Genomic DNA, 25,581 nt, shown 5'->3' with positions numbered 1-25,581 from the left:
GCACCTCTTTTTATTGGAGACAGGTAGGTAGATGGAGCGTCGATGCACCTCGTACATCTCGCGCTGACCGATTTTCGCAACTATAGACAGCTGGATCTGTCGCTGGGGCCGGGCCTTTTTCTCTTCTGCGGAGAAAATGCTCAGGGCAAGACGAACTTGCTCGAAGCCGTTTCGATGATCGCAACCAGTACTTCTTTTCATGCCTCGGCAGATCGCGAGGTGGTCAACTGGTATGCGCCCGACCATCTGGCCCGCCTCGATGCGCGCATCCGGCGGCGCGACGGCGAGTTGCACGTGGAAATCGTCATTTTCGACCCGACCCCCCCACTGCTGGGCAGCGGCGAGCAGGCTACTCGCCCGCCTCACTGGCCCGGCGGCACGCAGCGCAAGCGCATCAAGATCAACGAGGTGCCACGTCGGGCACTCGACCTCATCGGCAGCATGACCAACGTGCTCTTTGCGCCCGCCGATCTCCATCTGGTCGATGGCTCGCCCGACGAGCGCCGACGCTTTATCGACCGCAGTCTATGTCAGGTGCGGCCCCGCTATTGCCAGGCGCTGCAGCAGTACCGGAAGATCATTATGCAGCGTGCCGCTCTGCTCAAGCGTATTCGCGACTACCATGAAGATCCCCGCCTGCTGGACTACCTCGATGAGCGCCTGACGCTGCTGGCGACGATGATTATGTTCGAGCGCGAGCGCATGCTGTCAGCTCTCAACGAGCTGGCGGCCCCATTTCAGGAGCAACTGAGCGGGGGACGCGAGCAGCTGCAGATTGTCTATCGCCCTTCCTTTCAGCCTCATCCGCAGCACTCGCTCACCGAGGCCCAGGAGCATTATCTGAGACAGCTCCACACCGTGCGCCAAAAGGAGATTCAACAGGGAGTCTGCTTACTGGGGCCACACCGCGACGATCTGGAGTTTTTGGTCAATGGTATGAGTGTGATCACCTACGGCTCGCGCGGGCAGCAACGGACGGTGGCCCTGGCAACGAAGTTCGCCGAGCTGGCCTATATGCGGGCCGCGACCGGCGATGAGCCGGTGCTCTTGCTGGACGATGTCTTCAGCGAGCTAGACCAGCGACGGCGGGAGCAACTCCTGCAGGCCATCCTCGACCATGAACAGGTGCTGCTGACTACCACCGATGCGAGCCATTTTCCTCCAGAGGTGCTGGAGCGAGCCTATAAGTTCCAGGTGGTCAACGGTCAGCTTCATCCCTGGTAAGGCTGCCAATTCGGTCACGGTGAACAGCCACGCTAGTCCGGGTTACCTGGCTACCTGGGTCTTCACTCGCGCCCTTTCCTCAGTACTCGCCCTCGGAGTCGGAGGAAGCCGTAGAACGCTCGTGAGCCTCGCCGGCGGTCCACAGCTCGGGGCCACCGCTGACGGCAGGACCCTGAGCGGCAGGAGAGCGTCCACCCAGGCCAGGTGCTGGAGGATTCAGGCCGAGGTGCTCATAGGCCAGGCGGGTGGCGACGCGCCCGCGCGGGGTACGGGCAATAAAGCCGAGCTGGAGCAGGTACGGCTCGTAGACATCCTCGATAGTCTCCGGGTCCTCGCTCGTGCTGGCCGCCAGCGTCTCGAGGCCGACAGGTCCTCCATCGAACTTGTGAATAATGGTTAGCAAGAGATGGCGGTCGGTCAGGTCCAGGCCAATGTGATCGATCTCCAGGGCATCGAGAGCGGCGCGGGCAATCTCGCGCGTGATGACGCCGTCGGCCTTGACCTGAGCATAATCGCGCACACGCCGCAACAAGCGATTCACGATGCGCGGCGTGCCCCGGGCACGGGCGGCAATTTCTTCGATGCCATCCTCATCGGCGGGCACGCGTAGGATGCGCGCCGAACGGCGTAGAATCTGCTTGAGAGCCTCGACACTGTAATACTCCAGGCGATAGATGGCCCCGAAACGATCACGCAGCGGGGCAGAGAGGGCCCCAACGCGCGTCGTTGCGCCGACTACTGTGAAAGGAGGCAAAGAGATCCGCAGCGAGCGTGCGCCCGGCCCCTTCCCAATGACGACATCGATGGCAAAATCCTCCATCGCCGAATAGAGGCGCTCCTCCACGGCCCGTGAGAGTCGATGAATCTCATCAATAAAGAGCACCTCGCCCTCCTGCAGCGAAGTCAGAATAGAGGCGAGATCGCCGGCATGCTCGATGGCCGGACCCGAGGTCGTTTTCAGATTGACCCCCATCTCGGCGGCAATAATGTTACAGAGCGTGGTCTTGCCCAGGCCAGGCGGCCCATATAACAGGACATGATCCACAGGCTCATTCCTGCGCCGGGCCGCTTCCAACAAAATAGCCAGATTCTCCTTAATTCGCTCCTGACCGATATATTCGGATAAGCGGCGCGGGCGCAGGCTGCTCTCGATAATCTCCTCTTCCTGACTCACGCGCGGCGAGACGAGCCGGTCGCTCATAGTTCTCTCCTGCTGCTGATCTCTCCTGATCTGATCAGGCAATGGTCGGGGCTGGCCTCACTTCCTCCCCATCTCAGCCGAGGAAGCCTCTCCTCGACTTGAGGTATCCCTACCCTTTCTTTTCTTTTCTTTCCCTACATTATAGCAGCGGAAGCTCCGAGGGAGAAAGCGCCAGGCTGGCGCTGATGGGGCCGCCCGCGGCAGGGCCCTGGTCACTGGGGGCTGGCGACAAGCTGAGCAGTGAGAAATGGCAGGGAACAAGGGAGCGAAGAGCATCTGGTCATGCAAAAGTACCATTCCAGCGAGGCACCTTGACACCGGTACGTTGCTCTCCTACAATCGATCCACGAAATACCCAGCGAGAGGATAAGGAAGGAAGGAAGAAGAGGATCGAGGATGATCAACCGCTCCAGCCGCTACGCCGTCGCTCAGCCTTCTCGCCCACCTTCACGAGTCTGGCTCTTCGCCCGAGCGAACGCAGCCGCCGCAACTGGCGGACACAGCGGCAATAGTGCAGCGACAGCGACAGCAGCAAAAGCAGCGACGGGGGTCCTGACCGTGCCCACACCTGGAACGACGCTTTATGTTTACCGCGACCATCGCAACTGGGTGCGTACTCTGGACTGGTCGCCCGATGGGACATGTATCGCTTCTGCCAGTATGGACGGCACTGTGCAGGTTTGGGAGGCCGCCACAGGCAGCGAGCGTTTTACCTATACTGGTCACCGGGGCCAGGTCCTGACTCTGGCCTGGTCGCCCAATGGGGCCTATGTGGCAACAGGTGGTAACGATCGGACCATGCAGATATGGAACGCCGCCGATGGTGAGCGGCTGCTCTCGCGCCGTGACCACGCGCGCTACATTCTGGCTCTGGCCTGGTCGCCGGTGGGGGCAAAGCTGGCCTCTGGCAGCGAAGATGGCCTGGTAGAAATTTGGAGTTTGAAGGACGGCGATATTATCTTCACCTATGGCGGTCACAGCCATAAGGTGCTGGCCCTGGCCTGGTCGCCAGAGGGACGGTCTATCGCCTCCGTCTCCTGGGACGGCACCCTCCAGGTCTGGGAGGCGAGCAACGGCCATCAGCTCTTTGCTCCTCTGCAGCATGACACTCCTTTGGGAGCCTTAGCCTGGTCGCCCGACGGTCAGTATGTGGCCTGCGGCGGCTTCGGCGGCCAGGTCTATTTATGGAATGCCTCCACGGGCGAGGCTGTCGCTAGCTACGCGGCCCATCCCGGCTGGGTTAACACCCTGGCCTGGTCCCCTGACGGGCGCTTTCTGGCCTCCGGCGGGGACGATGGCCAGGTGCATCTCTGGGAGCTGGCCGCACGCTCGATCACCTTTACTTATACGGGTCACAGCGATCAAGTCAACGCCCTGGCCTGGTCGCCCGACGGAAGCTGTATCGCCTCCGCGGGCGACGACCAGACCGTGCAAGTCTGGTTCACTCCCTGATCGCCTGCACAACGATCAGCGGCATTAAGCCGCCTCCTTCATCCCGTCTGGAGGCGACGCGCAGCCCGGCCTTGGCGAGCGTTGTGAGCGTGGGGCGATTCCAGTGACAGTTGCCCGCACAGCGTCTCATCAGGGGCGTCAGTAGGTCTTGCAGCCGCGCCGTCACGGGGCTGGCTGCGCGTACGTGCTCCACCAGGAGCAAGAGACCCCCCGGCTTGAGCACGCGCCGAATCTCGGCGAAGCCCAGCGCCGGCTCCTCAACCGAGCAAAAGACTAGCGTGGCAACCGCACTATCGAACGTTTCGTCGGCAAAGGGCAGCTTCTCTACACGCGCCTGATGGAGCAGAACCGGCACCGGAGCCTCCTGCTGGCGTCGCTGGGCATAGCGCAGCATAGCCGGGTCCGGTTCGACAGCATCGACCCCCTCAACCCGCTGAGGGTCATAATAGGCGAAATTTAGCCCCGTACCAGCCCCGACCTCCAGTACACGGCCCTGCGCCATCCCTACTACTTCCCTTCTCAGGGCCTTCTCCCACTCACCCCCGGCACGGCTCAGTCGCTCGTAAACGGCGGCAAAAAGCGGATGATGAATACTCTGCATGGTGTTTGACAGCTTTCTTTAGATAATGTTACTATAGCTGAGAGCGCGAGCCGACTCTCCTACACCGGCAACCTGCGCGCCTCAGCCAACGTGTAAAGCACTGAAGCACGCAACGCCATGCAAAGCAAGGCAACGACGACCGGAGACCGTGGCCCCAGTCTCTGTCTGCGTCCTGGCCGGCCCGGCTCCTCTCTCAACGGAGTAACGTAACGGATGTACAACGACGATGCTACTCCCATCTATTGCGATCGCTGCGGCCAGGCAAACCGCCCACAGGCCCGCTTCTGCTTCCACTGTGGGCAGCCCTTGCCAGAGCGCCCTCTCTCTGCAACACCCGGGATCGAGAGAGAAACCGCTTCCGATTTGAGCACCAGCACCGGCAAGCTTCCGATCAATCATTTGCTGCGGCAGCGCTACCGCATCGTGGCCCTGCTCGGCAAGGGCGGCATGGGAGCCGTCTATCGCGCCCAGGATACTCAGTTTGGTGACCGCACTGTGGCAATCAAAGAGATGAGCCAGAGCGGTCTCGGCCCGGAAGAGATCGCGGAAGCAACGGCGGCTTTCAAACAGGAGGCCCTGCTGCTAGCAAACCTGATGCATCCTAATCTGCCGCGCATCTACGACCACTTCTCGGAAGAAGGACAGTGGTATCTGGTGATGGATTTCATCGAAGGAGAGTCGCTGGAGCAGTATCTGCTGCACTGGCAGCGGGAACATCCAAACGGTCCGCCCGGACTCCCAATTGCCGAGGTGCTGGATATCGGCATTCAGCTCAGCTCGGTGCTCAGCTACCTCCATAGCCGCCAGCCTCCCATCATTTTCCGCGATCTGAAGCCGAGCAATGTGATGCGCACCGCCGAGGGTCATCTCTACCTGATTGACTTTGGCATCGCGCGCCACTTTAAGCCAGGTCAGGTACGCGATACCCGCGCCTTCGCCTCGTGGGGCTACGCCGCCCCCGAACAGTACGGCAAGGCACAGACGACGCCGCGCTCCGATGTCTACAGCCTGGGCGCAACCCTGCACCATCTACTGACCGGCCAGAGTCCTACGCAGTCCCCCTTCCGTTTTACGGCGATGCATTCGTACACACAGCCGCTGGAGTACGAGCTGGAGAAGCTGATTATGCTGATGGTGAGCCTCGATGAGCAGCAGCGCCCAGCCTCAATGGCGGCCATTAAGCAGGAGCTGCAGCGCATCGCCGCCATGCAGACGAGTAGCCAGCTCATTAATCAGTCGCAAACCTTGCCTTCGTTGACGGCGGCCTCCCCAGAGACGCCCGCCCTCGCTTCGCCAGTGACTCCCGTCGGAGCCGGAAGCACGCCCGAGATCATCTCGATGCCGACGCCAGCGCCAGGCGCTTCTTCTATTACTCCACGCCTGGAGGTGTCTCCGTCAACACCAATGCCTGGCAGGCGCCTCTATACCTACAGCGGCCACAACGAGCGCGTCTTTGCCCTGGCCTGGTCCCCTGACGGGCGCCGGGTGGTCTCTGGCGGCTACGATCACACTCTCCAGGTCTGGGACGCCACCACGGGACGGGAGATCTTTGCTTACCGCGGCCATCAAGAGCCGGTGCGCACCGCCGCCTGGTCGCCCGATGGCACCTACATTGCTTCAGGCAGCAACGACCACACGGCCCATGTCTGGGAGGCCGCCAGTGGACGCCGCGTGACAACCTTCCGCGGCCACCAGGATTCCGTGATCTCTCTGAGCTGGTCACCCGATGGTCGCCTGATCGTCTCCGCCAGTTTGAGCAAGCAGGCTCTCGTCTGGGAGGCCATGACGGGCAAGCGCGTGGCGACTTTGCGCGGTCATACGAGCCTGGTGAGCGCCGTGGCCTGGTCTCCCGATGGGTCCCGCATCGCCTCCGCTAGCCTGGATAAGACTGTTCGCATCTATGACATCAGCTCCTGGGAGGTCATTTTCGTCTATCAGGGCCACTCCGACAGCGTGACTACCCTGGTCTGGTCACCTGACAGCACACGCCTGGCCTCCGCCGGCGAAGATAAGACTGTCCAGGTCTGGGACGCCACCAATGGGCATCACATTCTGACTTATACCAATCACAGCGATGAGGTAACCACCCTGGCCTGGTCTCCCGATGGGGCACGCCTGGCCTCCGCCGGCGAAGACAAGACCGTCCAGGTCTGGGACGCCACCAGCGGCGACCACCTCCTGACCTACAGCGAGCATCCCGAGGACGTCAACGTCGTGGCCTGGTCCCCCGACAGCACGCGCCTGGCCTCCGCTGGCGACGACGGCCAGATCCACGTCTGGCAGGTAGTCTGATGAGCCAGGCACCCGGGCCGCCGGTCCAAGGCCAGTCACTCGCTTGCTCGTAGCAGCGCCCGTGTTCTTCCCCCCTTTCAGCGGCAGAGAAGACATGGGCGTTTCGTTTCTACTTGCTGACCGCTTTTCACTCACTCAGGCTTCCAGAAGTCGAGCAGATACTCGAAGGTGGTGCCCATTGTAATGTAATTGCTGGGCCAGCCGAAGATCCCTACACGATTGACAATATTCGTACGGTCCCAGATGATGATGTTGCGCAACTCGTAGCCGGCCAGGCGCAGGGCCTCGATCACGGCCAGGTGGATGGTGATGCGTTGGTTCTCCCACCACATGTCGGTGACGTTGACGACGCAATGAGCACGCTTCTTGAGCAGGGGTAGTAGCCCAGAGAAGATTTCACGCATAGCCTCGGCATAGGCTCCCAGCTCTAGCGTGCCCAGGTCTTCAGGCAGCTGGCTGTACTGCTCAACACGATGGTACTGATCGTTTTTACGCGCCTGACCGCGTCGGCTTTTGTTAAGGCGCGCACGGTTGAGCAGGTTAGCGTAGGGTGGCGAGGTGACGATACAGGCCACGCTCTCGGGGTCCAGATACAAAGGAATGTTGCGCGCATCATCCTGAAGGGCAAGCTGACGAGTCTGGGCCGCCAGGGGATCACTGGGCACTGGCTCACACCTGAGCCGTTCCTCCGCCAGGGCGACGTAGTCAGGATGGATGTCGAAGCCGACAGCATTGCGCCCGACGTCGCGGGCAGCGATCAGAGTGGTGCCGCTCCCCATGAAGGGATCAAGCACCAGCTCGCCACGATGGGTGAAGAGTTCAATGCAGCGCCGCGCCAGGGCAATGGGGAAGGCCGCCGGATGCCTCTGCTTGTCGCGAATGTCGCGTTTCTCGTAGGAGAACTGCCAGACGCCCAACTGGCATTTGATCCATTCTTTGGGCGTCAGGCAGTTGAGATGGGAGGGATCACAGTGGCAGGTACGCTGGCCACTAATCATGAGTTTCTTCGATTGGGCTTCCATGAGATGGCTGTCCCTCCCTTCCCGCACTCCCGCTCGCTTGGAGACAGGCAGGGTGGAGTTTGGCGATTGCAACAGAGACATGGACCAGGGACCAAGGACTAAGAGCCGTCAATCCGATTGGATTGCCTCTGGCTAACCAGATCGATCTATCTACCTACTCTATTATTCTACCCTCCTCATACTACGTTCTCTTGCGCCCAACAATAATCTGCCTGGTACCTTTACCAAAGGGCCGCCGCTCGTAATCACCATAGATGGCCTCTACGGCGAAACCGCTGGCGAGAAAGAGTAGCTGTAACTCACGCGGAAAGTATATGTGTAGATCGAGCTGGGTGAGATAGCGCTCGTTCTCCCCTTGCTCAGAGAAGCGCTCGTGAATCCAGACCATGTGCTCAAGCTGCTCACATGGATCGTAGCGACGGCTGCTGTAGATGAGCAGGGTACTTTCGCTGGCGGGGTCGCCGATTTCGTCTTCCAGATAGAGCTGTGTGGGACGATTAAGGGCGGCGCTCAGATAATCGAGGTTGGGAAGCAGCACATCGATAACAAAGCGCCCTCCAGGCGCCAGATGATCATATGTGCAATGGAAGGTCGCTAACTGCTCTTCTATAGTATAGAGATGGCCTGCCGAGTTGAAAGGCAAGAAAATCAAGTCAAAGTCGCCGCAGGCGGGCAAGTGATAGTTGCGCATGTCGCTCTCATGGAGGATGACCCGGCGCTGAACCTCCAGCGGCTCGCCACCGAGCTTGCGCCGGTAGGCGGCGAGCATCTGGGGCGAGCTATCCAGGCCCTCAATGAGGAGTTCGGGGAAACTGCGCGCCAGGGGCAGGCCAATGCGCCCGCTGCCGCAGGCCAGCTCCAGCACATGCCGAGGCCGATATTCTTCGATCAATCCATGCCAGAAAGGAACATCTTGTTCGCTCTGGCTTTGATATTCCAGATCGTAATCCTCAGCTCGCTCGTAATACTCACCAACACAATAGGTCATACTGGTCCTCACCAGCCAGACATCAACACAAGACGGTGCGTAGAGAGCAGGTCCGGTACCGGTCGCAGAACAGGCTTACTACGCACAAAGGCCCCTTTTACAGGGGCAGTAGCAGAGACAGGGGAAACGGTTAGAGAAGGAAAACGATGGAGGAGAACGGTAGAGGAACCGCTCTCACCATCTATAGTAGAGTTTAACATATGGCAGACCTGGTGCGCAAGGGCCTGTCTGGACCTTCCTCGGTTAGCGCCTTTATCCTCTTTGGCTGATCCCGCTCTCCCCCTCCTTCAGCCCACGTGATATATTACGGTTGACCCACGACTATGCCTGGCGACGTGGACGGCGCCGGCAGCAAACGGCTCCTATCAGGAGAGCAGCCGATGCTTCGCGCTGTCCTTTCCTGGTGGATAGCTGCAACCTATTCGTGAGCAAAACAACACTAAGTTTTTTCTAGTGAGTGACAGAGGGACATAAGGAGCATTCTTATGAAAATCAGTGGGAAAATTGTGGCGACCGGCCTCATTGCCAGTGGCGTGCTGGGGACGGTGGCGGTGGTCAACAAGGTTACCGAAGCACTGGCCGGCGAGCTGAGTCCCGGCCTTGCCGGAGAGGGGCGCCGCTATCCCTGGAAATATGGTGATGTCTTCTACACCATGCAGGGAGCGCGCGAAGCGAAGCCTCTGGTGCTCGTGCACGGCCTTGGGCCTGGCGCCTCGTCCTATGAGTGGCGACGCAATATTGAGGCTCTGGCCCAAGACTTTCGCATCTATGCCCTGGACCTGCTTGGCTTTGGCCTCTCCGACCGTCCGGCCATTGCCTATGAGCCGCAGATCTTCAGTGATCTGCTCAGCGATTTCCTGCGCGAGGCGGTGCGCGCACCGGCTCTCGTTGTGGCGCGCGGACTGAGTGGGGCCTACGCCATCGCCGACGCCTACCGCCATCCGGGCAGCTACGAGCGGCTGGTACTGGTTTCGCCCCCAGAGACGATGCTCGAAGAGCCTTCTCCAAGTCCGCTGCGAGTTGCCATGCGCTTCGGTTTGCGTCTGCCGCTCGCCGGTCAGTTTGCCTACAATTTACTGACGACCCGGCGCGCCATCCGTAATTACTACGAAGAGCGGGCCTACTACGACCCCTCTCTCATCAGCGATGAGCTGATCGAATATACCTATATCAGCGCTCATCAGCCCGATGCGCGCTTCCCGGTGGCCGATCTCCTGGCTGGCAAACTGCATGCCGACGTCAGTGAACCGCTTGCGCGCCTGACTGTACCGGTGATGGCGCTCTGGGGACGCAACGGCGCTGGCGTCAGCGCCGCCTTCAAACGCGTCAATCCTCAGCTTGAAACGCACGTCCTTGAACGCTGCGGTGAGCATCCGCACGAGGAACAGCCGGAGACCTTCCATTCGCTGCTCCGCTCCTTTGTTGGCAGCGCCGTCTAAGCGATCTTGTGAGATGTGAGACTCTCAGGCAGCCCCTGCGGGTATCTGAGTTTGAGAAGTAACGCACACAAGAAGCCGCAGCCTCGTCTGAGGCTGCGGCTTTGTTGTCTCTTGCCTGAGTCGGCTCGCGCCCTCTCCCTCTCGCAGGCTCATGAGCGATGGGGCGGCAGATGAGGCCGAAACTGCAGCTCCTGGGTTTTTCGGAGGCGACTGAGGGCCTGATCCACTGCCGCGGCCTGGCGATCCATCTGCAGGCGATAGAAGACACGTAGAGCCGCCCGGTAGCAGTTGCGCGCCTGCTCCAGGTAGCCACTCCTGCTGCGAGGATCGCGTCCCAGCTGGCTGTAGGTCTTGCCACGCTCAAATTGTAGCTGGGCCCATTCAACAGGGAAAGCCTCGCGCGTGTAGACCTGCAGGGCCTGATCGTAGCAGGCCAGGGCCTGGCGCAGCGCTACCTGACGGCTCCTGCCTCGGGCTGGCAGGCGACGGTAGGCCCCACCCAACGCCTGTACGGTGGCCGCCCAGAGGGTGGGAGTGCCGTCGGACCGGTAGACCTCCAGGGCCGCCGTATAGCAGGCTATGGCCTGCCGCAGATGACGGTAGCGATTGCCCTCGCGCAGGCTGCTCCAGGCATCGCCCAGAGCGCGCTGGAGCTGGGCCCATTCTTCGGGATGGCCTTCGCGTGTCAAGACCTGCAACGCTGCCTGATAACAGCGCATCGCCTGGCGCAGCAGACCAGGCTGGTGACCTGCCAGTTGCTGAAGAGCTACACCCAGGTTGTGCTGCACTCTGGCCCATTCATATGGGAAAGCTTCGCGTGTGTAGACCTGCAGCGCTGCCCGATAGGCCGCAATGGCCTTGTGCAAGAAGGTGTAGCGCGCCGGCCCCAGACAGTCGGCATAGGCGTTACCGAGATTGCTCTGCGTCAGCGCCCACTCGACGGGATGGCTGCTCCGGCTATAGATACGCAGGGCAGCCCGATAGCAGTCGATGGCCCGCGCCAGATATTCCTGACGCTTGCGCCCGGGCAGACTGCGGTAGACATTGCCCAGGTTGAGCTGCGTCGCCGCCCAGTCGAGCGGCGCCGTCTCAGACGTGCGTATCTCTAGCGCAGCCTGGAGGCAAATCAACGCCCGCTCCAAATAGGAATGCCGCTCCTGCTCCTCTCCTACGCTGGCCAGCTCGGCATAGGCAATGCCGAGATTGTTCTGGAGCCGCGCCCACTCCCACGGATAGGCATCGCGGGTAAAGACTCGTCGGGCGGCCTGGTAGCACATGATGGCGCGCTCGATAGTGACGCGACGTGGCTGACCAGGCAGCTGAAGATAGGCATTGCCGCGATTCTGTTGCACCGTCGCCCACTCGTAGGGATGGGTGACATGGGTATATATCTGCAGGGCGGCCTCGTAGCAGGCAATAGCGCGTTCCAGCTGCGGGCGACGATCGCGCGCGGGCAGGCTCAGATAGGCCGTGCCCAGATTGTTCTGGAGCCGTGCCCACTCCAGAGGATGCTCCTGGCGATCGCAGAGGCGGAGGGCCGCCTTGTAGCAGGCTATGGCTCTTTCCAGGTTACGATGACGCCCTCCAGTTGGCAGATCCCCCCAGGCATTACCCAGGTTCTGCAGGGTGATCGCACGCTGGAAGGCAAACTGTTCGCCGCGGAAGACGCTGAGGGCCGCTTTATAGCAGGCTATGGCCCGCCTCAGCTGCTCGCCTCGTTCTCTGCCCGGCAGCTGGCTGTAGACGGTGCCCAGATTGTGCTGAAGCTGCGCCCACTCGCGCGGATACTCCTCCCGCCTGTAGACCTGCAACGCCGCCTCGTAGCAAGCTATGGCTCGCCTCAGATTCGCTTCGCGCTCGCCTGCGGCCAGTTGGGCCAGAGCATCACCCAGCCCTTTCTGGGCACTGGCCCACTCACGCGGATACTCTTCCCGCCTGTAGACCTGTAACGCCGCCTCGTAGCAGGCTATGGCCTCACTCAGCTGTTGTTGCCGATCGCCAGTGGACAGCTTCGCGAGGAGATGGCCACGCTCAAGCTGTGCCGCGGCCCACTCGGCATCTTGTCGCATATCATGATGGTCAATCATACCAGAACTCAGCCCCCTGCTGGATTACTTCGTCCCTACTGGAACAATCGGCTTGTTCCAGCCTTCGCTTGAGATGCTCGTCCTCCAAAGCCGCTGGCCCTCTCTGACTGCCCTTACTCCTGGATGAGCAAGGCAACGGCTACCGACAAGTCAGCGGCGGACAACAGGGGCAGATTGGTTGATGAGTTATTGCGAGAGACGACGAGCGATGGGTTGATCTGGCTGACACTTTTAGCTTAGAAAACGAAGCCATTTCTGTCAAGCAGTCAAGCAGACAGGCCAGATCGGGGAACGGACCAGGTCGCCCCCGTGCAAACAGGCAGATAAAGACCTGCGGCTGGTCAACAAGCAAGGACGCGCTATCGTTGGTCTGCGCCCTCACCAGCATCTGTCAGCAGGGGCAGAGTAAACCAGAAGGTTGATCCAGCTCCAGGCTGGCTGGAGACACCGACGCTCCCCTGATGACGCTCAATAATGGTTTTGCAGATGTGCAGGCCCAGGCCAAGACCAGGGCTGGCGCTCCCTTGGGCCTGGACGCCAGGAACGCGATAGAAGCGCTCCCAGATGCGCCGCTGTTCGGCGAGAGGAAGACCCGGCCCCTGATCACGTACAGAGACGCGAGCCTGGCATGCTTCACGCTCAATTGAGACTTCGATCGGGCTCTCGCGCGGCGAGTACTTAATGGCGTTGGTGAGATAATTGGTGACAACGAGGCCGATGCTCTCAGCATCAGCCAGCACCATGATGGGCGCTGGCTCGTTCTCTAGCCCCAGCTCCTGGCCAGCCACCAGCAGACGAATACGCCGCTGAGTCGCTGTCGACTGCAGATCACTCACCGTCTGACGGACAATGGACAGCAGATTCTCAGGCCGACGCTGCACCACAAGGCGATCAGCCTGAGCCCGCGAGGATTCCAGTAAGTCGCGCACCAGGCGCGTGAGCAGACCGGTCTGGCGGTCTGTTCGCTCCAGCAGCTCCTGGACAATGGCCAGTTTTTCACGCAGCTCAGCGGTCAGGGGCAGGCGCTGCAGATGGCGCCGGGCAAGCTGGACATTGCCCTTGATGGTGGTCAGCGGGGTCCTGAATTCGTGACTGGCGATACTGAGAAACTCATCCATACGACGGTTGCTCTCACGGAGAGCCAGCTCATTGGCGCGCGCTTCCGCTCGCTCGTGCAAGAGACGCTCGTGCTCAGTGACCAGGGCCGCCAAACGGGCGACGGCCCTGACGAGTGCCATCTCTTCGGCACTATATTCGTGCTCACGCTCGGCCTGCTGAATGCGGATCAGACCAATTAGCTGCTGGTCAATGAGCATCGGGGCAATGACTGCCGCATAACGCTCACCAACCTCGATCGGGACAACCCTGCCGTCAGCGACGCACTGACCAAGCAAGCGATCGGCCCTTAAGGCGGCAACAGCCTCGGGGGAGAAACAGAGAGTGAGCTGGGGATCAGTGGAACAATCTCCAGGCAGCCAGTGTTGCCAGCGCTCGCCAGGACCTTCATCACCGGCATAGGCCAGCAGCTGGAGCATTTCGCTCTCCGGCGCCAGGTGCAGGATCACCACCTGATGGCAGTTCAAGACCTGACAGATCAGTCGCGCAAGGCGGTGCGTAATTTCGTGCCTCTGTTGCGTGCAGGACCCGTCTGCCTCGGCGGATGGGGCGCCTGCCTGTTGAGGCAGCGAGCCAGCCAGGTCGCGGGGGATCTCCACCAGGGCCTCGGCCAGAGCAAGCAAGGCCTCCAGAGCCTCGTGGGTACGGCGCTCTAGCAGATAGCGCTCGGTAACATCGCGCCCAATGGCCACAGCCCCGATGACACAGCCGCGGTCATCGCGTACCGGCGAGCCGCTCACGCTGATCCTTCGCTCGCAACCGCTGGGCAGATGCAAGAGGAGATCGCTCAGAGGGGCATCGGCCAGCACCTCACCCCGTAGCAGGCGCTGCGATGGCCACTGATCACGTGGCAGCGGCTGCCCTGTGGCATCGCGCAGGTCAAGCAGGGCCAGATAGTCATCGATGGTCATCTCTTTGTCAGGGAGCGGCGCCACACGGCTCAAGAAGCGGCGGGCCGCGGCATTAACGCTGAGAATCTGCCCTTCGCAGTCAAAGATAAAGACTGCATCGGTCATGGCCTCGAAGGTCGCCTCTAGCTGATTGGCGCGTAGAGTCGCCTCGTAGGCCGTCTGAACCAGCTCGTCTTCAAGCCGCTTGCGGTCAGTGATGTCCGTGCAGGTGCCCACCCATTCGCGAATGCTACCGTCAGCTTCACGGACGGGAACACCGCGTACCCAGAAGGTGCGATAGACACCGTCGTAGCGCCGAATGCGATACTCGATCTCGTAAAAGCCACCGCTGGCCAGTGCCTGTGACCAGACGTGCAGCGTCCCAGGCCGGTCGTCAGGGTGGACAGCCTCTAACCAACCCAACCCCAGGACCTCCTCAAAGCTCTGCCCGGTATAGGCTCGCCAGGACGGCGAGTCCTCTTCGACCAGTCCCTGGGCATTGGCCACCCAGACGATCTGAGCTGTGGCCGCTACCAGTGAGCGATAGCGCTCTTCACTGCGCCGAAGGCGCTCTTCAATGCCGGCGGCTTCACCCGGCAACGGAGGAAACGCTTCCCCAGAGGGAGCCGGTGGTAATTCTGGGAATGTGCTCATGGCGCTCCTGCTCTTTTCTTGATCGCCGTTCCCGCTTTCGGCTCAGAGACGCATTCGGGGAAGTTCCATCAATATGGGTATTTTCCTTGTAATTGATATATCAATATGTTTTGTGGCAACAGTCTAAGTGTAGCAGAGATAGCGGGAGTGCGTCAAGTTTTTGCAGGCAGGCTCGCATCCACCTCTACTGAGAGCCAGAAGATTACCACCAGCTTTACCGCCAGGTCGTAGAACAACGGCCCGCCGCCAGTTGAAGCCGGGCACGTACTCCCGACAACACCAGGAGGCAGGCCATTATAGAACAGCGGCAATACCGCTCGCTTGTTGATCAGCAAAGCTGCAGTGGCGGATTGCCCTTGCCAGCCGCTTAGCTAACCACCGCGCGGCGGAAGGTATAGATGCCCAGCCCGAGAAAGGCGACGAAGGTCACGCCCAAGCCCAGCAGCACCCAGCCGATGCCCAGCGTTGGCAAGGTGTAGCCGTGGACAGGAGGCACCATTGCATAGCGCAGTCCTTCACAGGCATAAGTCAAAGGATTGAAGAGGGTGATCACCTGGAACCAGCGAATCCCATCGAGCTGACTCCAGGGATAGTAGGTGCAGCCAGTGAAGATGAGAGGCGTAAAGATCAGGGCGAACATCAGACCGATTTGCTCAGGCTTCACCAGCGTGCCGATGGTCAGTCCAAGAGTAGCCCCAGCCAGAGCCGTCAGGACCATAATGCCGATGATGACCCCGATGGCATCGGTGCGCACACTATAATTGCTGCCCAGTACCCAATAGGCTAAGGGGAAGATGATGGCACCGGCGATCAGCCCGCGCAGGGCCGCAAACAGGATCTTTTCGAGCGCCACCAGGCTGACTGGCAGAGGTGCTAAGAGGCGATCATCAATCTCACGTCCAAAGCCCAGATCCAGGACCAGGGGCAGGGTCACACCCTGCAGGGCTGTCGTGACTACCGTGAGGCCGACGATGCCAGGCAGCAGCAGCGAGGCATAGCTCTGCTGGGCGGCCCCAATCGAGGGCAGCACCTTGCCAAAGATGAAGAGAAAGAAGAGAGGCTGAAGCAGCACCTGAATCAGGAAGGGGATAAACTCCCGTCCCGTCACCACCAGGTCGCGGCGTAAGATGGCCAGAAAAGCCACCAGGATCATTGCCAGCCGGTTGCGAGGTCGTCTTTCTCTCGCTCCCTTTTCAATAAAAATTGCATCTATCGATGTTTCAACGCTCATGAACGGAGATTCCTTCCTGTCAGGAAAATGAAGACATCTTCGAGGCTTGGGCGAGCCACATGGAGATCGCGCAGCTCGGCTCCGCTGGCGCTCACAACGCGCATGGCCTCGACCGCCAGCTCGCCCGCTTCCTCGCCATAGAGACGGAAGGAGCGTATGTCATGATGCTCCTGCCCGTCATCGGCGGGCAACTCTTCGACGCGCGGGCGTCCCGGTAACTGTTCTAGCAGAGCGCGCAGGTTATCGGATGAGACGGCCCCGTCTCCTCTGGAGGCCTCTACCTTCTGAGGAAGACGCAGGCGCAGCTCCAGGCGCGTCCCGCCAGGCACCAGCTTCTTCAGATTATCGGGAGTATCAAGCACCAGGATATGGCCATGATCCATAATAGCAATGCGCTCGCAGAGCTGTTCGGCCTCCTCCATATCGTGCGTTGTCAGGAGAATCGTCACGCCGCGCTCGTGCATCGCGCGAATACGGTCCCACAAGAAGAGCCGAGACTGTGGATCAAGGCTGTTCGTCGGCTCATCGAGGAAGAGGACATCAGGAGAATGCATGAGAGCACGCGCCAGCATCAACCGTTGTGCCATACCGCCCGAGTAGCGTCTGATCTTTTCGTGGCCACGCCCTTCCAGGCCCAGTTCTTTGAGCAGGGCCTCGGCTCGTGCCTCGCGCTCGGCGCGTGGTACGCCATGATAGGCAGCGTGAAAGGTCAGAATCTCGCGCGCACGCAGGCTCTGGTCGAGGTTGCTGCGCTGGGGCACTACCGAGATGTGCTGCTTGACCCCGATTGGATCGCCTACCACATCAACCCCCATGATCCGCACCATGCCGCTGGTGGGCAAGACACTAGTTGTAAGGATACCGATCGTCGTGGTCTTACCCGCCCCATTGGGGCCGAGTAGGCCGAAGATCTCGCCGCGTCGCACGCTGAAGGAAATGCCATCAACGGCGTTGATCTTGCTCCGCGGATAACGCTTGACCAGATCGCGCACCTCAATGGCCAGCTCTTCCGTCGTCTCTGTCTGCATCGATGTTCTTCTCTCCAGGTCTGTTTGAGTCATCTTCTACTCTCTTTGCTCACTTTCTACAGCTTCAGCAGCTGTGATAGACCTGCAAGCAGACGCAGCCCGGCAACAGTGAGGTCTCCGCTCAAGCTGGCGTGTTCGCCTGGACACCGTCCCACTCCTATCCACAGCAGCTGGTTACCCACGCCGTTGCCGATCAGGAGCAGACCGGCTCCTGACTAATCTCCCCCGGGTTCTGACAGCGCACCAGCGCAGCGATCCTTGCAGCGAGGCTCTCACGCCCACGGGCTACTTCCGTAAGGAAGTAAGCGCAGCCAGCAGCATGCTGGTCGCGCTTACTGTCCCTGCGGTGCGTCCTGGCACAGCATAATTCGCCATCAAGGTAGCTATTTATGCCATAGTCTTTGCCATTTTATCGCATAGCTATAAAAAAATCAATGTCTCTTAGTCCAGAATACCAAGACAGTGGAGAGATGCACTACTGCCCTGCCATGCTGCCTGCTAGATATCTAGAAACTCCACACCGTCTTCCTGCTGGTCGGCTTTCATGACCTGACAGACAGCCTCATAGAGTTCCACTGGTAGATGAGTGCGCAGCTCCTCCAGAGAGTCGTAGATCTCCAGCCGATAGTCGTAGTCCTGGGGCCAGCAGGCCCACTCACGGCGCAGCCAGGTCTGTTGTGACCAATACCGCCAGTCGCTCCAATCCGGTCCTTCTCGGAGGTGGACAGCAAACTTGCCTTTGGGTGTCTGATAGATGCGGTAGATCATTTCACGGCTTCTTTCTGGCTGGCGCGAGAGGCCGCGAGCCAGCAAGCGTCCCCAAAAGCGTTTATAGACGTGGGCTATCTTGCCTACCCTGACCGTCACTTCCTCAAAACCTGCGCGTCGTGCCTCCTCTCGCTCCACAAAACGGCGAAGGGCCGCCGCAATGGTAGCTGAAAGGTTGCCGCCTGCCAGCTGCTGAGCTTTCTCAAAGATTGGCAGATCAGCGTCTGCTACATAGATGGTGCGATTTGGCAAAGTCGGTACCTCCTGTACACGCTTCGCTGCACTTTGCTCTTCAGCCAGGCGCAAAGAGCGCTCAGCTTTAGCCTTGTCACACAGTCCCGCCTCGCCCTCTGCCTGGTTTCGGCGAGGCAGGCTATCCGTATATTTCTACGTATATGTAGCCTATGTATGGCAAGGGTAACATACATATACGTATATTGTCAAGGGAGAGAAAAAGACGCAGCTATCACAGCACTAGAGCGCTTCGCCGTGGCAGTGGAGTGACGGCCTGCCACGGCGCCAAGTCAAAGCCAGCTAGGAGCAGTCCCAGAGCACATCGACGTAGTTCGCCGGTCCGCTGAAGCGCAGGAGGTAGCTGCTGGGGCAACCTGTTCCCTGAGAGAAATCCCGCACGATCACGCGCACCTGCTGTACTCCCTGGGGATGAATCTGCCCGCTTGCCGGGAGCAGATAGATATCGCTGCGGCCACCTTCGCCTGCAGGGACCGGCCAGAGGTTGCTATTGCCGCCAGGGCCGGCGATGCTCGTGGACCAGGGCAGGTTTTGCTGAGCTGCGCCCCGGCTGCTCAGGGTCAGGCTGCAGGACCAGCCCGGGTAGCCGCTGTTATCAACCGCCGGCAATGTGTAGACGCAGTCGCTGCTGCTGGCGCCGGGGTGAGCTTGCAGGCTGGTTTTATCGGCCAACAGCAGAGGCTGAGCTGCCTGGGCTGTGGCGGTAGCAGCGAGCTGAGCCTGAGCCTGGGCTTGAGCAGCGGCAGTAGCCTGAACCTGGGCACGTTGCTGTGCCTGGACGGTAGCGGTGACCTCTTGTTGAGCGTGTGCCGTGGCGGTGGCATCTTGCAGAGCGCTCGTCGGCGCCGCGCTGACCCGCGTCTCGGTCCGGCTCTCTTCGCCGGGCCCCTGTGCTGCCCTGGCTGTGGCCATACGCTGTGCGGGGCTTTCGTTCTGGCTTCCTCCTTGTAGGACAGCAGGCTGACTAGTGATCAGGAAGTAGGCCAGGAGGCCGCTGCTAGCAAAGAGTAGGACCAGGACCAGGAGCACGGTCACGATCTGAGCGGCGCTGCGTCGCGGCGGGCGGGCCAGCCGGCGCAGTTCGGTCGTGCTCTGGCTCCTCGGCGGGGGCATCGCCATTGGACTCGATGCTGCCGGCGTTGGTAAGGCTTCAAAGGTGGCCCGGCACTCGCCCGTTGCCCCCGAGCGGCCTGATAGAGGATGAGGCTGCGTGGCACCGAAAGCTGGTGTCGGCGCTGGGGCAGTCATCGCAGGGAAGGTCCCGCTCAGGGCCGTTCCCTGTCCCAGCTCGCTTCGGCCTGGCCACTCTACCCAAGGCTCGCCCTGGAGCAGCGGTGAGGGCGGGGGAAAAGGTAACTGCGGTACCTCGAAGGCACCGGACGACAGCGGAGTGCTCGCTGCTACTGTGACAGGCATAGCCGCCGCCCCGGAGCCGCTGCCCTCCACTGCGCTGGCCAGCAGCTCGTCGGGCACCACATCAAGCTTGAGCAAGAGGTCCGGCAAGGCTTCCTCAGCCGACATCGACCAGTCTGCCCCGTGACGGCGCCAGCCAGTGACCCGCAGCGTCTGCCCATCGACCACACCCGGCCCAATCTCAACCTCGACCTCTTCGCCCGCTACGTTCAAACGCCGGCGTGTTCCATGCCGCGCTTCGCTCCGGCTAATGGCCAGTCGCACCTCGATCAGTCCATCCTCTCCCGGCCAACCAGATTCGTGCTCCGCTTGTTCAGAGTCCGACAGCAGGGCATTGCCGGTCACGGCCTGCTCCAGGGCTTTGGCAAAAGCGGCCACTGAGCCAAAACGCTCCTCGGGACGTTTGGCAAGAGCCTGCAGCAGCACACGATCGATGGCCGGAGAGAGAGCCGAATTCTGGCTGCTGGGCGGCGGCGGCGCCTTTTGCAAATGCTGGAACATCAGCGGCCCCGGCCCACCTTGAAAGGGAGGCTGACCGACAAGCATTTCATAGGCCATGATTGCCAGGGCGTACTGGTCGGTGGCGCAGGTCGGCTGGCCTTCCCATTGCTCGGGCGCCATGTAGATCGGTGTCCCGCGGATAATCTGACCCGTGGTCAGGCTGGCCTCTGCAATACGAGCAATGCTGAAGTCGCTCAGCAAGAGATGCAGACGCCGCGGTTGCCTCGGATGGAGCTGTATCAGCAGGTTGGAGGGTTTGACATTGCGATGAATGATCTGATGATCATGAGCATGCTGCAGAGCATCGGCGGCCTGACTGATGAGATCACAGACCTCCTGGGGACTTAACGGCCCAAACTGCGAGCGCAGGCGTAGCCAGCCCGCCAGCGAGCCTTCGGGTCGATAGGGCATGACCATGTAGAGTAGCAGCAAGCGCTGCCAGGACTCCTCACCGTAGTCGTACAGGTCCAGAATGTGAGGATGATCTAGCCGGGCAATGGCTTTCAGTTCACGCTCAATATATCGTCTCGCCTGCGAGGCGGCGCTGCCTTCGACGCAGGTCGTAGCTTCGGCGGTGATGATTTTGATGGCTACCCGGCGCCGCATATGGAGGTCATCGGCCAGGTAGACCTCGCCCAGGCTTCCGCTGCCTAGTGAGCGCACTAGACGATAGCGACCCTGAGCTAGCTGTGTACCCTCACGTAGCATTACCTTCCCCGCTTTCTCCAGCCCAGTATTTCTTCTGCTATTGCAAATATATATGGACATACACTACAAAAATGTACTATGTCGGCTATGCTTAACTATAGCATATTCTTGCAGCAAGAAGAAACAGCTGGGATATTGCTCCCGGGGGAATAGGGGACAAGAAGATCAGCAATGAGCGTTCCACTCTGTCCCCCATTCAGGTCAGGGAGAAGACGAGAAAGAGAAGAAGGTCGCCTTAGAAATGCTGTTCCTGATGCAACCAGCGCCAGAAACCAAAACTTGAAGCGAAGAAGTTCATGGTGAAGCTGCTAAGGAGCTCCTGATGGATGCCAGCTTCCAGATCGATGTGCTCCTCCAGGCACAATTCCCCGTAGGCTGCACCATTCTCTCCGAAGCTACGCAGATAGCTCTTGGGCCAGCGTCGCTCCCGATTCCAGGTATTGCTCAGCACCAGAGCGCGCTCCCACTCCTCCGTTCCAAAACGCCGGTCGGAACGGCAGAACAGGGTGTAGATCTCTTGCTTTTCTCCCTGAGCCATGAGATAGAAGGTTAGCTCACAGGCACAGTCGGGATCGTAACGAAACTGGACGACGATATCGTTCTCCTCATCACGGAGGAAGCGTATTTTATGATCACGAAGGCAAGTTTCTATCATAATATATGAAAATTTCTTCACTTCAGACATTTTGCTTCACTCCTCCCATTACAGGGACATAGATGCAGAGACAGAATCTTTCTGGTTCGCCGACTGAACCGGGACCGCCACTAGCCTGGCGAGTAAGAAAGAGACACCCGTCAGACCGCCGCTGCTTCAAGGCCACTGGAGAGAACCGCGCTCGCGGCGCGGTGGAGAGTGAGCGCGGAAGCAGACGCAGTACGGGCGCTCTCCATTTAGAAACGCCACGCCCTTCGACTTCTAGCGCATCTTTTTGCTGTCCTGCTTGCAGAGAGGGGCTGGGCCGCCTCTTTCCAGTCCCAGCGCTGCCTGCCGGCCCGCGGAGTTGTGCGACAGGAGCGTCTTTCATACTGACGATCGCCTCAGTGTCGCTAGAATATGCTATGATAGCAATAGTCAACCAGAGAGAGCCAGGCCGGCCCGCCCAGCTTTTTACCTGTGCCATTGAGCGCATGGATAAGTGAGCAAGGGATGCCTGCCCTGACCTGGACTCTGGTTTACTTTCCAGGGTAGCTCGGCTATCCGCGTTTCATCTAATCTATGGCAAGGCCCCCCGCGGAGGCCACCAGGCTGAGATTGACCATCAAACCGCCCGGTCGCTACAATAGGGCTGGACGCCAGGAGCAGGTAGACCGGAGCGCTTTCTTGCCAAGAATCAAGGAGGGTTAATGCGTATTCGCAAAGCCGTATTGCCAGTGGCGGGACTAGGCACGCGCATCCTGCCTGCAACGAAAGTTATCCCGAAAGAGATGTTGCCGCTGGTCGACAAGCCAACCTTGCAATATATCGTCGAAGAGGCCGTGGCCTGCGGCATCGAGGAGATCATTTTCGTCACCAGCAGGAGCAAGCGCAGCATTGAGGATCATTTCGATGCCTTTCCCGAGCTGGAGCAGCTGTTGGAGCAGCGTGGCAAGTTGCAGGAATTGGAGGAGCTACGGCGTGTACAGCAGATGGCGCATTACAGCGCTGTGCGTCAGCCGGAGCCACTGGGGCTCGGGCATGCCATTCTCTGTGCACGGACCCTGGTAGGAGATGAGCCGTTTGTGGTCATGCTGGGCGATGTGCTGGTCGCTGAGGAAACGCCTTGTTTGCCCCAACTGATGGCGATCCATGAGCGCTACGGCGGCTCGGTGGTCGCGCTTGCCCCCGTGCCAGATGAACTGATTCCTAGCTACGGCATCGCTGCTGTGGAGGAGCTAGGGGAGCAAGCCTTGCGGATCACCCACCTGGTGGAGAAACCGCCACGGGAACAAGCGCCCTCCAATTTGGCTGTGATGGGGCGCTATCTGTTGACTCCCGACATCTTTCCGCTGCTGGAAGAGACACCACCTGGCTCCGGTGGAGAAATTCAGGTAACTGATGCGCTCGAGCACCAGGCACGCGAGGGGCGCTGTTACGGTTTGCGTTTCACTGGCACCTACTATGATACTGGTACGCGTTTGGGTCTGCTGACCACGACGATCACCTATGCGCTCAAGCGCCCCGACCTGGCCCCCGATCTGCGAGCCTTTTTGCGTCAGGCCCTTCAGGAAGCGGAGGGCTAGCCTCGCCTCGCTTCGCCTCGCTCGCAACGGTCGTCCGTCAGTCAGTCAGGCAGAGAGAGCCGGGAATGAGGAAGAGCACCACAGGTCATCCAACGCTGTGTTCGCCTCTCCCCTCTCCCCGGCTCCTTGTTGATCACATCGCTGCCTTGTGCCAGAAGAGCAGCTTTATAATGAGATAAATTATTCCTGTGCCTCCGCTTTCTTCCGACGCCGGGCTGCCCCTCCCAACTTACCGATCCGGCTGTAAAAGTCAGGGTCTTGTCGCGCCTTGGTTGCATTGCCACCCTTCTTCCCCATCTCAGAAAAGTGGGCCGGACCATACTTCGTGACGTTGGCCTGGCCACCTTTCTGGGCAATCTGGCGGTAGTACTCGCTCCCGCGCTTCTCTTTGAGAGCTGTACCCCCCTTCTTGCCTATCTGGCGATAATACTCCCCACCATATTTGTCGCGGACAACACTCCCCCCTTTACGACCGGCCTCGACCGTTGACATCGGCGCCGGCTTCTCCTCTTCTCTGGTAGCCATCACCATTCCCTTTGCTCGGGCAAGCTCCCAAGCCAAAACAAAATATACAGGCTCCTCGCCTGTGGCGAAGAGTATACTGAAATCCCCCATTCTTGTCAATGAAACGGGCATCCTTAGTCATTCCGGTACCGGGCCGGCACGGGTCCCCGCTCCTCCGCTCTTCATACCCATTCCTGATAATCCTGGCTTGCCGCCAGCCTGGCCGCCCCGGCTTCAAGCTGGCTAACCCAAGGTGTTCATAGCGTTTGCCATTCCCTGGACAAATCCTTTTCCAGACACTATACTCTTCCTCAGAGTCCCTTACTCTGGTTATGAGTCTAGCTGGTACATACCTGTAAACATCGCAGTGCGTTGGTCTCGTCCATTTTGCCACGTGCTTGCTAGAGGGACACGTCAAGGAGCTACAGACCGCATGGAAGAGCGAAGGTTTGAGAAGCGCCCGCGATCTTTGATCCTGGCTCCGGTTTTTGTCCGCGTAGATGAGCGGTGCCGTGTGCCATCCCCTCTCTCTCGCCCAAGCTGGCAGGAGCTTGTTGCTGGCTGGTTGCGTTACCAGGCGACTCAGCTCCGCTGGGACATCGAGCGTAGCCTTGCTCGTCTATTCCACCGCTCCTGGATCGATCTGCGGCGCGCGCAAGGGGAGCGCCGTGGGGGCGAGAGTAATCACCAGCTGCGCTAGGAAGGTAGCGATGGACGTCTGAGACGCAAGGCTCGTCGAGCCTGCTCCCGCAGCTGACGCGCCAGTGCAAACTCTGAGGCCAGACGTTGATAGAGCGCTTCCCATTGACCAAGGACGCGCTCACGGTCGTGTTGTGCAATGATCTCCAGGCTCTTGTTGCCCATCTGTCTGCGCAGCTCAGGACGCTCCAGCAGATAGTCGATGGTCTGCGCTAATTCCGTGCTATTCCCCGGCTCAAATAGCAGGCCATTCTCGCCATGATGCACCAGCTCGGGAAGGGCATAGGCATTGGCCGCCACAACGGGTAAGCCACAGGCCATCGCCTCCATTGTGGCCAGGCTCTGCAGGTCAGCCTCCGACGGGATGACAAAAAGGTCGGCCATGCGACGAATCGCCAGGAGATCACGATCGGCTACGAAGCCAAGAAAAGCCACGCGCTCCTCAATCTGCAGACGTGTGGCCTGCGCCCGCAGCTCAGCCTCCGCCGGTCCTGTTCCCGCTAGCACAATGTAAGCCTGACTCCTTAGTTGGGCCACGGCCTCTAATAGGACATTGACTCGCTTTTCCTCGCTGAGGCGATTGACGTGCAACACCAGCGGACGATCAGCCGGCAGGTGATAGCGCAGACGCACTTCCTCATCGGCGGGCCCCGGCCTGAATTTCTTGAGATCAACCCCATTGGAGATGACCCCCGCTGGCGCGCGCAGCCCATGCTCATAAAGAAGGCGCAGAGCTGTATGGGTCGGGGTTGTCACATATTCACAGCGGTTGTAGAAGTGGATCAGATAGCTATAGCTGAGCGTATCGAAATGTCTGCTGAAGCGCTGATCACTGGCCAGGGTGCGGCTAATGTTGATCGGCAGATAGTGGTTAGTGGCAATGACCGGTTTGCGCAGCCCTCCGGCCAGCAGCTGGGCGATGTTCCCCAAGACGATCGGCGAGTGGATATGGATAATGTCAGGATTACCCTGCTTCAGCAGGCGCCGAATAGGCAGGATGGGCAGGAAGGGAATGCGCATGTCACGATAAGTGGGCCACTCGAAGGATGTAAAGCGATAGACATGTACTCCTTCTTCGATACGGTGGACGTCGCGTGCACCCTGGCAAGGAGCGACTACCCAGACCTGATGGCCACGGGCAGCCAGGCCGACGGCCAGATCGTGGGTGACGACAGGCACGCCCCCTACCATCGGCGGATACTGGTCAGTCACAATCATAATACGCATGTCTATCGCTCGCTTCTTGGCATAGTATTTGCAGGCAGCCAGGCACAGGAGATAGCGACCGGCA

Annotated in this window: 19 protein-coding genes; 6 read left to right on the top strand and 13 right to left on the bottom strand. The window is 60.0% G+C overall.

Going from position 1 to position 25,581, the window contains the following annotated elements; all coding sequences use genetic code 11:
* Positions 1-42: 42 nt before the first annotated feature.
* The gene (gene recF / locus KTAU_RS16905) at positions 43-1,224 is read left to right on the top strand and encodes a DNA replication/repair protein RecF (RefSeq protein WP_151729469.1); all 1,182 of its coding nucleotides are present in this window, start codon (positions 43-45) and stop codon (positions 1,222-1,224) included.
* 79 nt (positions 1,225-1,303) lie between these two features.
* On the opposite strand, the gene ruvB is transcribed toward recF, so the two are convergent.
* Positions 1,304-2,425: a Holliday junction branch migration DNA helicase RuvB gene (gene ruvB, locus KTAU_RS16900; protein WP_151729468.1), complete on the bottom strand. Its 1,122-nt coding sequence runs from the start codon at positions 2,423-2,425 to the stop codon at positions 1,304-1,306.
* A gap of 396 nt (positions 2,426-2,821) precedes the next feature.
* Here ruvB and KTAU_RS16895 point away from each other — a divergent pair, with 396 nt between their 5' ends.
* The gene (locus KTAU_RS16895; RefSeq protein WP_151729467.1) at positions 2,822-3,877 is read left to right on the top strand and encodes a WD40 repeat domain-containing protein; all 1,056 of its coding nucleotides are present in this window, start codon (positions 2,822-2,824) and stop codon (positions 3,875-3,877) included.
* Here KTAU_RS16895 and KTAU_RS16890 read toward each other — a convergent pair.
* Positions 3,867-4,478 carry a class I SAM-dependent methyltransferase gene (locus tag KTAU_RS16890; protein WP_151729466.1) on the bottom strand — a complete coding sequence of 204 codons (612 nt, stop codon included), beginning with the start codon at positions 4,476-4,478 and terminating at the stop codon, positions 3,867-3,869. The two genes, KTAU_RS16895 and KTAU_RS16890, sit on opposite strands and share 11 nt — an antisense overlap.
* Positions 4,479-4,691: 213 nt before the next feature.
* Between KTAU_RS16890 and KTAU_RS16885 the strand changes: the two genes are divergently transcribed.
* Positions 4,692-6,770 carry a WD40 repeat domain-containing serine/threonine-protein kinase gene (locus tag KTAU_RS16885; protein WP_151729465.1) on the top strand — a complete coding sequence of 693 codons (2,079 nt, stop codon included), beginning with the start codon at positions 4,692-4,694 and terminating at the stop codon, positions 6,768-6,770.
* Between the two features lie 131 nt (positions 6,771-6,901).
* On the opposite strand, the gene KTAU_RS16880 is transcribed toward KTAU_RS16885, so the two are convergent.
* Complete coding sequence (locus KTAU_RS16880; RefSeq protein WP_151729464.1) at positions 6,902-7,792, bottom strand: DNA methyltransferase; 891 nt, start codon at positions 7,790-7,792, stop codon at positions 6,902-6,904.
* A 181-nt stretch (positions 7,793-7,973) separates the two neighbouring features.
* On the bottom strand, positions 7,974-8,780 hold the full coding sequence (locus tag KTAU_RS16875) for a class I SAM-dependent methyltransferase (protein ID WP_151729463.1): 807 nt from the start codon (positions 8,778-8,780) through the stop codon (positions 7,974-7,976).
* 485 nt (positions 8,781-9,265) lie between these two features.
* Here KTAU_RS16875 and KTAU_RS16870 point away from each other — a divergent pair, with 485 nt between their 5' ends.
* Positions 9,266-10,219, top strand: coding sequence for an alpha/beta fold hydrolase (locus KTAU_RS16870; RefSeq protein ID WP_151729462.1), 954 nt, complete (start codon positions 9,266-9,268; stop codon positions 10,217-10,219).
* Positions 10,220-10,368: 149 nt separating this feature from the next.
* On the opposite strand, the gene KTAU_RS16865 is transcribed toward KTAU_RS16870, so the two are convergent.
* The 7 genes from KTAU_RS16865 to KTAU_RS16835 form a co-directional block, all read right to left on the bottom strand.
* The gene (locus KTAU_RS16865; RefSeq protein ID WP_151729461.1) at positions 10,369-12,306 is read right to left on the bottom strand and encodes a tetratricopeptide repeat protein; all 1,938 of its coding nucleotides are present in this window, start codon (positions 12,304-12,306) and stop codon (positions 10,369-10,371) included.
* A 359-nt stretch (positions 12,307-12,665) separates the two neighbouring features.
* Positions 12,666-14,966, bottom strand: a complete 2,301-nt coding sequence (locus KTAU_RS16860) for a sensor histidine kinase (RefSeq protein ID WP_151729460.1) — start codon at positions 14,964-14,966, stop codon at positions 12,666-12,668.
* Positions 14,967-15,333: 367 nt separating this feature from the next.
* Positions 15,334-16,197, bottom strand: a complete 864-nt coding sequence (locus KTAU_RS16855) for an ABC transporter permease (protein ID WP_223258359.1) — start codon at positions 16,195-16,197, stop codon at positions 15,334-15,336.
* A complete protein-coding gene (locus KTAU_RS16850) occupies positions 16,194-17,258 on the bottom strand; it encodes an ABC transporter ATP-binding protein (protein ID WP_228026506.1) in 1,065 nt (354 codons plus the stop codon). The genes KTAU_RS16855 and KTAU_RS16850 overlap by 4 nt, the downstream gene beginning before the upstream one ends.
* A gap of 465 nt (positions 17,259-17,723) precedes the next feature.
* Positions 17,724-18,245, bottom strand: coding sequence for an EXLDI protein (locus KTAU_RS16845; RefSeq protein ID WP_151729459.1), 522 nt, complete (start codon positions 18,243-18,245; stop codon positions 17,724-17,726).
* 282 nt (positions 18,246-18,527) lie between these two features.
* Positions 18,528-20,867 (bottom strand): serine/threonine-protein kinase, encoded by a 2,340-nt coding sequence (locus KTAU_RS16840; protein ID WP_170293380.1) that lies wholly within the window; start codon positions 20,865-20,867, stop codon positions 18,528-18,530.
* A gap of 235 nt (positions 20,868-21,102) precedes the next feature.
* Entirely contained in the window at positions 21,103-21,552 is a 450-nt protein-coding gene (locus tag KTAU_RS16835; protein WP_151729457.1) for a YbjN domain-containing protein, read from the bottom strand.
* Positions 21,553-22,211: 659 nt separating this feature from the next.
* Between KTAU_RS16835 and galU the strand changes: the two genes are divergently transcribed.
* Entirely contained in the window at positions 22,212-23,087 is an 876-nt protein-coding gene (gene galU / locus KTAU_RS16830) for a UTP--glucose-1-phosphate uridylyltransferase GalU (RefSeq protein WP_151729456.1), read from the top strand.
* Positions 23,088-23,267: 180 nt separating this feature from the next.
* Here the strand turns inward: galU and KTAU_RS16825 are convergent, their stop codons facing one another.
* Positions 23,268-23,612, bottom strand: coding sequence for a hypothetical protein (locus KTAU_RS16825; RefSeq protein WP_069804776.1), 345 nt, complete (start codon positions 23,610-23,612; stop codon positions 23,268-23,270).
* Between the two features lie 412 nt (positions 23,613-24,024).
* Between KTAU_RS16825 and KTAU_RS16820 the strand changes: the two genes are divergently transcribed.
* Positions 24,025-24,291, top strand: a complete 267-nt coding sequence (locus tag KTAU_RS16820) for a hypothetical protein (RefSeq protein WP_151729455.1) — start codon at positions 24,025-24,027, stop codon at positions 24,289-24,291.
* Here KTAU_RS16820 and KTAU_RS16815 read toward each other — a convergent pair.
* A complete protein-coding gene (locus tag KTAU_RS16815; RefSeq protein WP_151729454.1) occupies positions 24,288-25,517 on the bottom strand; it encodes a glycosyltransferase in 1,230 nt (409 codons plus the stop codon). The genes KTAU_RS16820 and KTAU_RS16815 overlap by 4 nt on opposite strands.
* Positions 25,518-25,581 lie beyond the last annotated feature (64 nt).

The organism is Thermogemmatispora aurantia (assembly GCF_008974285.1).
Lineage (GTDB): Bacteria > Chloroflexota > Ktedonobacteria > Ktedonobacterales > Ktedonobacteraceae > Thermogemmatispora > Thermogemmatispora aurantia.
Note: the sequence above shows the minus strand (reverse complement) of the source record. Positions and strands in the feature narration are given on the sequence as shown.

Coding starts and splice junctions, on each gene's coding strand:
- recF (WP_151729469.1), top strand. CDS start 43: ATGCACCTCGTACATCTCGCGCTGACCGATTTTCGCAACTATAGACAG.
- ruvB (WP_151729468.1), bottom strand. CDS start 2,425: ATGAGCGACCGGCTCGTCTCGCCGCGCGTGAGTCAGGAAGAGGAGATT.
- KTAU_RS16895 (WP_151729467.1), top strand. CDS start 2,822: ATGATCAACCGCTCCAGCCGCTACGCCGTCGCTCAGCCTTCTCGCCCA.
- KTAU_RS16890 (WP_151729466.1), bottom strand. CDS start 4,478: ATGCAGAGTATTCATCATCCGCTTTTTGCCGCCGTTTACGAGCGACTG.
- KTAU_RS16885 (WP_151729465.1), top strand. CDS start 4,692: ATGTACAACGACGATGCTACTCCCATCTATTGCGATCGCTGCGGCCAG.
- KTAU_RS16880 (WP_151729464.1), bottom strand. CDS start 7,792: ATGGAAGCCCAATCGAAGAAACTCATGATTAGTGGCCAGCGTACCTGC.
- KTAU_RS16875 (WP_151729463.1), bottom strand. CDS start 8,780: ATGACCTATTGTGTTGGTGAGTATTACGAGCGAGCTGAGGATTACGAT.
- KTAU_RS16870 (WP_151729462.1), top strand. CDS start 9,266: ATGAAAATCAGTGGGAAAATTGTGGCGACCGGCCTCATTGCCAGTGGC.
- KTAU_RS16865 (WP_151729461.1), bottom strand. CDS start 12,306: ATGATTGACCATCATGATATGCGACAAGATGCCGAGTGGGCCGCGGCA.
- KTAU_RS16860 (WP_151729460.1), bottom strand. CDS start 14,966: ATGAGCACATTCCCAGAATTACCACCGGCTCCCTCTGGGGAAGCGTTT.
- KTAU_RS16855 (WP_223258359.1), bottom strand. CDS start 16,197: ATGAGCGTTGAAACATCGATAGATGCAATTTTTATTGAAAAGGGAGCG.
- KTAU_RS16850 (WP_228026506.1), bottom strand. CDS start 17,258: ATGACTCAAACAGACCTGGAGAGAAGAACATCGATGCAGACAGAGACG.
- KTAU_RS16840 (WP_170293380.1), bottom strand. CDS start 20,867: ATGCTACGTGAGGGTACACAGCTAGCTCAGGGTCGCTATCGTCTAGTG.
- KTAU_RS16835 (WP_151729457.1), bottom strand. CDS start 21,552: ATGTCTGAAGTGAAGAAATTTTCATATATTATGATAGAAACTTGCCTT.
- galU (WP_151729456.1), top strand. CDS start 22,212: ATGCGTATTCGCAAAGCCGTATTGCCAGTGGCGGGACTAGGCACGCGC.
- KTAU_RS16825 (WP_069804776.1), bottom strand. CDS start 23,612: ATGGCTACCAGAGAAGAGGAGAAGCCGGCGCCGATGTCAACGGTCGAG.
- KTAU_RS16820 (WP_151729455.1), top strand. CDS start 24,025: ATGGAAGAGCGAAGGTTTGAGAAGCGCCCGCGATCTTTGATCCTGGCT.
- KTAU_RS16815 (WP_151729454.1), bottom strand. CDS start 25,517: ATGCGTATTATGATTGTGACTGACCAGTATCCGCCGATGGTAGGGGGC.